Source organism: Bradyrhizobium genomosp. III (assembly GCF_000261705.1).
GTDB lineage: Bacteria > Pseudomonadota > Alphaproteobacteria > Rhizobiales > Xanthobacteraceae > Bradyrhizobium > Bradyrhizobium ottawaense.
This window is the reverse complement of sequence record NZ_AJQF01000310.1, coordinates 1-8582: the sequence shown is the minus strand read 5'-3', so window position 1 is coordinate 8582 and position 8582 is coordinate 1. Positions and strand designations below refer to the sequence as shown.

Genomic DNA, 8582 nt, shown 5'->3' with positions numbered 1-8582 from the left:
CCCAGCCGCACCAGCGGCTTGGTCAGGCGATGCGGGTGGTGGATGTAGTCGAAGCCGAAGCGGCCCTTGACACAGAGACGGTTGCGATTGGCGGGGCCGTCGCGGCCCTCGGCGTAGATCACCTTCTCGTCCTTGACCTCGTAAGTCACCTGGCAGCCGACGCCGCAGAACGGACAGAGCGAATCCACCTTCTTGTCGGCATAGGTGACGCGGGTCTGCTTGTCGTCGAGCATCACGGCCGGCATCAACGCGCCGGTCGGGCAAGCCTGCACGCATTCGCCGCAGGCGACGCAGGTGGATTCGCCCATGGGATCGTCGAAGTCGAACACGATCTTCGAGCCATGGTTGCGGTAAGCCATGCCGATGACGTCGTTGACCTGGACCTCACGGCAGGCGCGTACGCACAGGCCGCACTGGATGCAGGCATCGAGGTTGACGCGCATCGCCGGATGGCTGGCGTCGGTTTCCCAGCGCTCGGCGGCGGGGAAGCGGCTCTCGGTGACGCCTGTCGTCTCGGCCCAGTGCCAGAATTTCGAATCCGGATCGTGGCTGGTCTCGCGCGCCGGCTGGTCGGCGACGAGCAGCTCCATCACCATCTTCTGCGCCGACACCGCGCGCGCGGATTCGGACTTCACCTTCATGCCGACCGACGGCGTGCGCTTGCAGGATGCAGCGAGCACGCGCTCGCCCTCGATCTCGACCATGCAGGCACGGCAATTGCCGTCAGGCCGATAATCGGGCGCCGGTGAATAGCACAGATGCGGGATCTCGCGGCCCTGGCGTTTTGCGACTTGCCAGATCGTCTCGCCGGGATTGGCTTCGACCTGCTTGCCGTCGAGCTCGAAGGTAATCTTGGTCATTCGGCCGCTTCCTTGAACTCGTCAGGGAAATATTTGATCACGGTGGCCAGCGGATTCGATGCCGCCTGTCCAAGCCCGCAGATCGAGGCATCGCGCATCGCCTGGCTCAATTCTTCCAGAAGAGCGCGGTTCCAGACCGGCTTCTGCATCAGCAGCGCCGCCTTCTGGGTTCCGACGCGGCACGGCGTGCACTGGCCGCAGCTCTCGTCCTCGAAGAACTTCATCAGGTTCAATGCGGCCGCACGCACGCTGTCCTTTTGCGACAGGATCACGATCGCGGCCGACCCGATGAAGCAGCCGTATTTTTCCAGCGTGCCGAAATCGAGCGGGATGTCGTCCATCGACGCCGGCAGGATGCCGCCGGACGCGCCGCCCGGCAGGTACGCATAGAATTGATGGCCATCGGCCATGCCGCCGCAATATTCGTCGATCAGCTCGCGCACGGTGATGCCCGCGGGTGCGAGCTTCATGCCGGGATTCTTGACGCGGCCCGAGACCGAGAAGCTGCGCAGGCCATGACGCTCGTGGCGGCCATGGCCCTTCCACCAGTCGGCACCCTTCTCGACGATGTCGCGCACCCACCACAGCGTCTCGATGTTGTTGATCAGCGTCGGCAGGCCGAACAGGCCGACCTGGAACGGGTAAGGCGGCTTGTGCCGGGGCAGGCCACGCTTGCCCTCGATGCTTTCGAGCAGCGAGGATTCCTCGCCACAGATATAGGCGCCGGCACCGCGGCGCATGTGCAGCGTCGGGCCACCCGGCGGGAGCTTTGCGATCTCGCGCTCCAGAATCTCGCGCGAGGCCGGATATTCGTCGCGCAGATAGATGTAGACATCGGAGGCCTGCACCACATGCGCGCCGATCAGCATGCCCTCGATGAAGCGATGCGGATCGCTTTCGAGATAGACGCGGTCCTTGAACGTGCCGGGTTCGCCCTCGTCGCCGTTGATCGCCATCAGCCGCGGACCGGGCTCGCCGAGCACGGCGCGCCATTTGCGTCCCGTCGGGAAGCCGGCGCCGCCAAGGCCACGCAGCGAGGCGTCGTCGAGCCCCTTCAAGAGATCGTCCTTCGACAACTCGCCGGAGCGCACGCGATTGAGCAGCTTGTAGCCGCCACCCGTGACATAAGCGTCGTAGTCGACATATTTGGGCAGATGCGCGTGGGTGTCGCCGGCCTTCGCGGCCGCCATCACATTGGCGACGGTCGCATGATCGACGAAGTTGTGGCCGACTTCCGCGGCTGGCGCGGTGTCGCAGCGGCCGACGCAGGGCGCGCGGACGACGCGGATACCAGGACCCGATGAGCTCTGCAAATCCTCGAGCAGCTTCTCGGCCCCGAGCATCGCGCAGGTGATAGAATCGCAGACGCGGATCGTCAGCGGGGCGATATCCGGCTCGCCTTCCTTCACCACGTCGAAATGCGCGTAGAACGTCGCGGTCTCGAACACCTCGGCGAAGGCGAGCTTCATCTCGTCGGCGAGCGCGGCCAGATGCGCGGCCGAGATCTGATGATATCTGTCCTGGATCAGGTGCAGATATTCGATCAGGAGATCACGCCGCCGCGGCCTGTCGCCGAGCAGCTGCTCGATCTCGTGCGCGGCGGTGGGATCGACCTGCCGCCCCTTGGGCGTGGCCTTGGCTCGCTTGCGTCCCTCACCGGGATGCTCGAACGGGCGGACCTTGTGCACGTCGTCGTGGCTCATCGATTCGTCTCGATCTCGTCTTTTAGAACGGCTCCAGTCTTAGCCCCTGGCATGCCAGATGCCAAGCAAATTATCATGCTCGCGGAAGCGGTTAAGCGCAGCCCAAGAGCAGCCCTGGGATCGCTGCCCGGACACGACCTTGCGTTGGTCCAACGCGCCAATCGATAGAACGAAGCCTGAATTGGTCTGGAGTTCAATAAAGGCTTCCCATGCTGCGATAGCGAAATCGTATCGAGCTCCCGCTCCGGGACCACGGGTAACCCCTCAACGCCCCGATGCTGACGGGTCAGCTTTTGCCCATGCACTCCTCGATATAGAACCAGCGCTCGTCGCCCGCGAGGCCCTTGGCCTTCACGTCCTTGCGGCACTCCCTGAGCTTCGACTTGTTGGCGCTCCACTTGGCCTTCATGTCCTTGAGCTTCTGCGCGGTCAGCTTGATCTTGCCGGGCTTGGCCTCGGTCGCGGCGGGCGGCGTTGCAGCCGGTGGCGCGGCAGTCTGTGCGGATGCGGATTGCAGGGCGCCGGCGACGAGCAGCACGGCGGCTGCACAAACGAGCTTACGAACCATCGAATTCCCCCAGGGGTAGTTTTGAAACAATCGAAATGAGCGGCGGGAGCGCGCATGGTGCGCTCCCGCCGCGATGAACGTGCGATCAGAAGATCTTGACCGCGCTCTCCAGCGTCTTCCAGACGCCCCAAGCGAGCGGCACGCCAACAAAGGCCCAGAACAGCGCCGCATTGGCATCCAGACCGCCCTTGCCGATGCCGAACGAGCCGTGCTGGACCGACGCCTCGCTCTTCGCACTGGCCGCCTGCAGGCGGGCCACCTCTTCGTGGCTCATGTTCCATTTCGGATCGACCGGCTTGATCAGGTAGTTGCAAATCAAACCGGCGATCAGCATGGCACACAGGATGTACATCGTCGTGTTGTAGAGCTGATCACGCGGCACGCCGGCCGCGAGCTGGAACTCGCGGATGTAGTTGACCACGACCGGACCGATGATGCCGGCAGTCGACCATGCCGTCAGCAACCGGCCATGGATGGCGCCGACGAACTGGGTTCCGAACATGTCGGCAAGATAGGCCGGCACCGTCGCGAAGCCGCCGCCGTACATCGACAGGATGATGCCGAACCCGAGCACGAACAGCAGTTTCGAGCCCATCGCCGCGAAGGTGGGCGCCAGCGCGTAGAGCAAGATGCCGAGGATGAAAAACGTGTAGTAGGTGTTCTTGCGCCCCATGAGGTCCGACATCGACGCCCAGAAGAACCGGCCGCCGATATTGAACAGCGACAGCAGGCCGGCGAAGCCGGCGGCGATCGCCGCGATCGATGCCTTCTGTTCGACCGAAAGCTGGCTGAACGTCAGCTCCGGATGCCCGATCAACTTGCCGGCGAAAATTTCCTGGAGCATGGGCGAAGCCATGCCGATCACACCGATACCCGCCGAGACATTCAAGCAGAGCACCCACCAGATCAGCCAGAATTGCGGCGTCTTGTGCGCGTTGTTGAGGTGCACATGGTGCTCGGTGATCATCGACTTCTTCTCGCTCGGCGGGGTCCAACCGTCAGGCTGCCAGCCGGGCGGCGTCACCCGATATGAAAAGGCACCGATCGTCATGAAGATGAAATAGATCACGCCCATCACGACGAAGGTCTGCCAGACGCCGACATCCGTTGCAGTCTTGAAGTAGTTGATCAGCAGATTGGCGAGCGGCGCACCGATCATCGCACCACCGCCAAAACCCATGATGGCCATGCCCGTCGCCATGCCGCGGCGATCGGGGAACCATTTGATCAGCGTCGACACCGGCGAGATATAGCCGAGGCCGAGCCCGACGCCGCCGATGACGCCGGCTCCGAGCCACATGATCCAGAGTTGATGGACGTAGACGCCGAAGGCGCCGATCAAGAGGCCGCCGCCCCAGCAAAGCGCGGCAACGAAACCTGCCTTGCGCGGGCCGGCACGCTCGAGCCAGCCGCCCCAAATCGCGGCAGAGACGCCGAGCAGGACGAAGAACAGCGTGTACATCCAGCCGAGGCTTGCGACCTTCCAGTCGCACGTCGTGGTGAACAGCTCCTGCCACAACGAGATGTCGGGGCAAGCCTTGCTCTGCGTGATGCCGATCGAGCGCGACAGCGGCAGCCAGAACACCGAGAAGCCGTAGGCCATGCCGATGCAGAGATGGATGCACAGCGCGGCCGGCGGCACCAGCCAGCGATTGAACCCGGCCTTCGCGATCGTGCGTTCACGATCGAGGAAGCCGGAAGCACCAACCGGTGCAAGAACGGTATCGGCAGTCGTCATAAGCATTCCCTCCCAAGCGCGGCCTTGCCGGCATATCGGTTTGCGACCGGTCGTGTGCGTGCTTGGCAGCCGCGCATGACAGGTCGGACTTCATTCATGCCGAAGTGGAATCGTCTGGTGCGCATCCGTCTTGCGCGCCCAGCAAGCAACTGATCGCGGGCGATGTCCCTTCGCCTCGCAAGCAGCGTTGCCGTGACGGCTATCGCGCCCTCATCCCCCTCAACACCCTGTCTTGAGAGGAGCAACGCGCGTGCCAGAAGTCGCATCGTGACGATTCAACGACTTCCCGCAGCGCAACGTGCCGTGCCGGACAGAATGTCCCGAATCCAAGGACAAAATGTCCAATCAGGTCGCTTCGGGCAGCCACATCGTGAAGGTGCTCCCGGAACCGAGGTGGCTTTCGGCCGTGATCTGTCCGCCCTGACGCTTGATCAGCGTCTGGCTGATGGAGAGGCCCAGTCCGGTGCCTTGCCGCCGTTTCGTGGTGTAGAAGGGGTCGAAAATCTTTGCGATTACGTCTGCGCTCATGCCGATGCCGGTATCAGTGACCTCGATGGCGACGCCTTGATGGCCGTCGCGCTCGGCATCGAAGGAGCGGAGCGTCAGGGTTCCGCCGTCCGGCATGGCGTGGATCGCGTTGACGATGAGATTGACCAGGACCTGCTGCAGCTCGTTCCGGTTCATCAGCACGAGCCGGCTGGCGCGGTCGTCCCTGACCACGGCGATCTCGGTCTTGTTCAGAAGATGCTGCACCAGCGGCAGACAGTCGGAGATGACGCTTGTCGGCGCATGGCGCTCGACATAGCCGGCATATTCCTCCGGCCTTGCAAACTGCAGCAGCTTGGTCACGATCTGGCTGATGCGGTGAATCTGCTCGTCGAGCAGGCGAAACTCGACCTTCGCCTTGTCGGCATCGGCCCCGAATACGCTGCGGATGACGTCGAGATTGCCCTGCATCACCGCGATCGGATTGTTGATTTCGTGCGCAACGCCGGCGGTGATCTCGCCGATCGCAGCCAGCTTCTCGGACATGATGAGCTGCTTGGTGGTTGCCTCGAGCTTGAGATTGGCGTGCTCGAGGTCCCGGGTGCGCTCCAGCACGCGGACGTTCAGTTCCTCATTCCATTCCCGGAGCTGCCGGTCGCGTTCCTGGATCTGGTCGAGCAGGCTGTCGAGATGAACCGCGACGCGGCCGATCTCGTCACCCAACACCGGCATCTTGGTGCGGGCGGAGAGGTTCCCGCGCTCCACCTCGCCGATCGTCGCCGTGACGCGCTCCAGCGGCATGAAGATGGAGGTCGCCCAGCGCAGGAAGATCGGTACGGTCGCGGCGGTGATCGCGATGAACGCTGCGATGATGATCACCAACGTCTGGTATTTGGCTTCGCTGAACGGCTTCTCCAGAAAGCCGACATAGAGCATGCCGACCCGCTTGCCATAACTGTCGACCAGCGGCTCGTAAGCGGAGATGTACCAGTCATTGACCACGAAAGCACTGTCGAGCCAGGTGTGCCCCTCGCCCAGCACGGCCGAGCGCACCGCCGCCGACACGCGCGTGCCGAGCGCGCGCCGTCCCTCGAACAGACGGACATTGGTCGATATCCGCACGTCGTCCAGGAACAGCGTCGCGGTGCCCTGGCTGCCCTCCGGCAGGCTCGCAGCGCGGTAGACGAGATCGTTGATCGTGTCGATGAATTCGAGATTCTGGTTGAGCAGCGTGCCGCCGACCAGCGCAGCGGCGCCTCCGTCAGGCAGCATCGCCCGGCTCGCCGCGTGCACGACCATGCCGCGCGTCTCCGTGCTGCGGTCGGTCGGCACCGCATTCGGGGTCGGCACGAGATCCAATCGCGCGCGCTCGGCCAGGGCCGGCGAAATTGCGGCCGGCTCGTCATTGCCGAAAATATCGACGCCGGTCGCAGGGACCTGACCCGACAGCGCCGACATGATGATCGGCCAGTCGCCTCTCGGTTGATGCTGCAGCGGGGGCGATGAGGCCAGAACGTCGCCGCGATCGTTGGTCAGATACAGGAAATCGAGACCGATCTCCTTGCGGGTCTCGTCGAGCAGGTCCCGCAGCGAGCCGCGCGCATCCGGCGCCAGCACCTCCTGGAAGCGGGCCGACAGGCCGAGCGCCCGGATCTGGACGCCGGTCTTTTCCAGGATGCGGGCGAGATATTGATGGGCGATGGTGAGATCGCCGTTCACCTTGGAGATCAGGGCCGCGTCGAATTTCGCGTTCCAGCGATAGATCGCAACGCCGAGCAGGAGCGGCAGGATGACCAGCATCGGCAGCAGAGCGATCGCGAGCAACCGGAATCGGACGGAGCGTCCCCGCACGAGCTCACCGCTGCGGCGGGCACCATCAGACATCCCATAACGCGCATTTGCGGTCGATGGTCTTGCGCGAGATACCGAGACGCCGCGCCGCCTCCTCGCGATTGCCGTTGGCCTCCTTCAGCACACCGAGAATGTGACGGCGCTCGAGCTCGGCGAGACTGTCGGCAGGTGCCGACTGACCGTCGTTGCGGGGACCGGCGAAATCGTCGGGGAAGGCGCCGAGGATCAGCGTGCGTTCGATCAAATTGCGCAGCTCGCGCACATTGCCCGGCCAGTCATAGCTTGCGAGCGCCGCCCGCACCGAGGCGTCGATCGGCACCGGCGGCATGCCGAGCTGAGCCGACAGCTTGCTCATGAAGATGGCGGCAAGCTCCTGCACGTCATCGCCGCGATCCTTCAGGAGCGGCAGGTGAATCTGCATCACGTTGAGCCGGTAGAACAGATCGGCTCGGAAACGGCCCTTCTCGACCTCTTTCTGAAGCTCGGCATTGGTTGCGAAGATGAAACGCAGGTCGACCGGAACTTCACGCTCGGAGCCCACCGGACGGACGCGGCGGTCTTCGAGCACGCGAAGCAGCTTGCTCTGCATCGGCAGCGGCAGCTCCCCGATCTCGTCGAGGAACAGCGTGCCGCCATGCGCGTACAGGAACAAGCCCTCACGCCCCGAATCGGCGCCGGTGAAGGCGCCCTTGATGTGTCCGAATAGCTCCGCCTCGATCATCTCGGGCGGGATCGCCGCGCAATTGACGGGCACGAAGGGCTTATCGGCGCGGTCGGACAACGAGTGGATCGAGCGTGCTGCCACTTCCTTGCCGGTGCCGGATGCGCCGGTGAGGAGAACCGAGGTCGGCAGGCGTGCGACGCGCGCGATGGTCTCACGCACGCGCAGCGTCGCTGCCGATTGTCCGATCAGATTGTCGCGCAGAAAGGTGCGGTCGGACGAGGCACGCAGGGCATAGCGCAGGACATAGTTCTCGCGCTGGAGGCGGACACGGTCGAGGCATCGTGCCACCGCGTTGAGGATCTGGTTGGAGCGGAACGGCTTGAGCACGAAATCGGCCGCACCAGCGCGCAGGGCCTGGATCGCGGTGTCGAGGTCGGCATAAGCGGTGATCAGGATGGCGTCGGCGAAAAAGCCGACGGCGCGCTGCTCGGCGAGCCAATCGACGCCGTTCTTGCCTGGCATGATGTTGTCGAGAATGACGACGTCGTAGCGGTTGGAATCGAGCTTGCGCGAGGCCTGGTCGGTATCGGCCGCCTCGTCCACCAGCTTGCAGCGCGGTCCAAGCGTGCGCACCAGGAAATTGCGCATGCCCGGCTCGTCGTCGACGATCAGGATCGAGGCCTGCGCCAGCGCGCCGAACTCCGGCCCTGCA

6 protein-coding genes are annotated in these 8582 nt (G+C 64.0%); all 6 read right to left on the bottom strand.

Translation table 11 applies throughout. The features are described from left to right. The coding region (locus IC66_RS0125540; RefSeq protein ID WP_038949553.1) for a 2Fe-2S iron-sulfur cluster-binding protein at positions 1-860 on the bottom strand (860 nt) is incomplete at its 3' end. Continuing rightward, complete coding sequence (locus tag IC66_RS0125535; protein WP_038949552.1) at positions 857-2563, bottom strand: NADH-ubiquinone oxidoreductase-F iron-sulfur binding region domain-containing protein; 1707 nt, start codon at positions 2561-2563, stop codon at positions 857-859. The genes IC66_RS0125535 and IC66_RS0125540, both read right to left, overlap by 4 nt. Before the next feature lie 286 nt (positions 2564-2849). Further along, on the bottom strand, positions 2850-3131 hold the full coding sequence (locus tag IC66_RS0125530; protein WP_038949551.1) for a hypothetical protein: 282 nt from the start codon (positions 3129-3131) through the stop codon (positions 2850-2852). An 85-nt stretch (positions 3132-3216) separates the two neighbouring features. After that, the gene (locus IC66_RS0125525; protein ID WP_038949550.1) at positions 3217-4869 is read right to left on the bottom strand and encodes an OFA family MFS transporter; all 1653 of its coding nucleotides are present in this window, start codon (positions 4867-4869) and stop codon (positions 3217-3219) included. Between the two features lie 345 nt (positions 4870-5214). After that, on the bottom strand, positions 5215-7239 hold the full coding sequence (locus tag IC66_RS0125520) for a sensor histidine kinase (RefSeq protein ID WP_038949549.1): 2025 nt from the start codon (positions 7237-7239) through the stop codon (positions 5215-5217). After that, positions 7232-8582 (bottom strand): sigma-54-dependent transcriptional regulator (locus IC66_RS0125515; RefSeq protein ID WP_038949547.1); only part of this gene is annotated, 1351 nt, incomplete at its 5' end. The genes IC66_RS0125515 and IC66_RS0125520, both read right to left, overlap by 8 nt.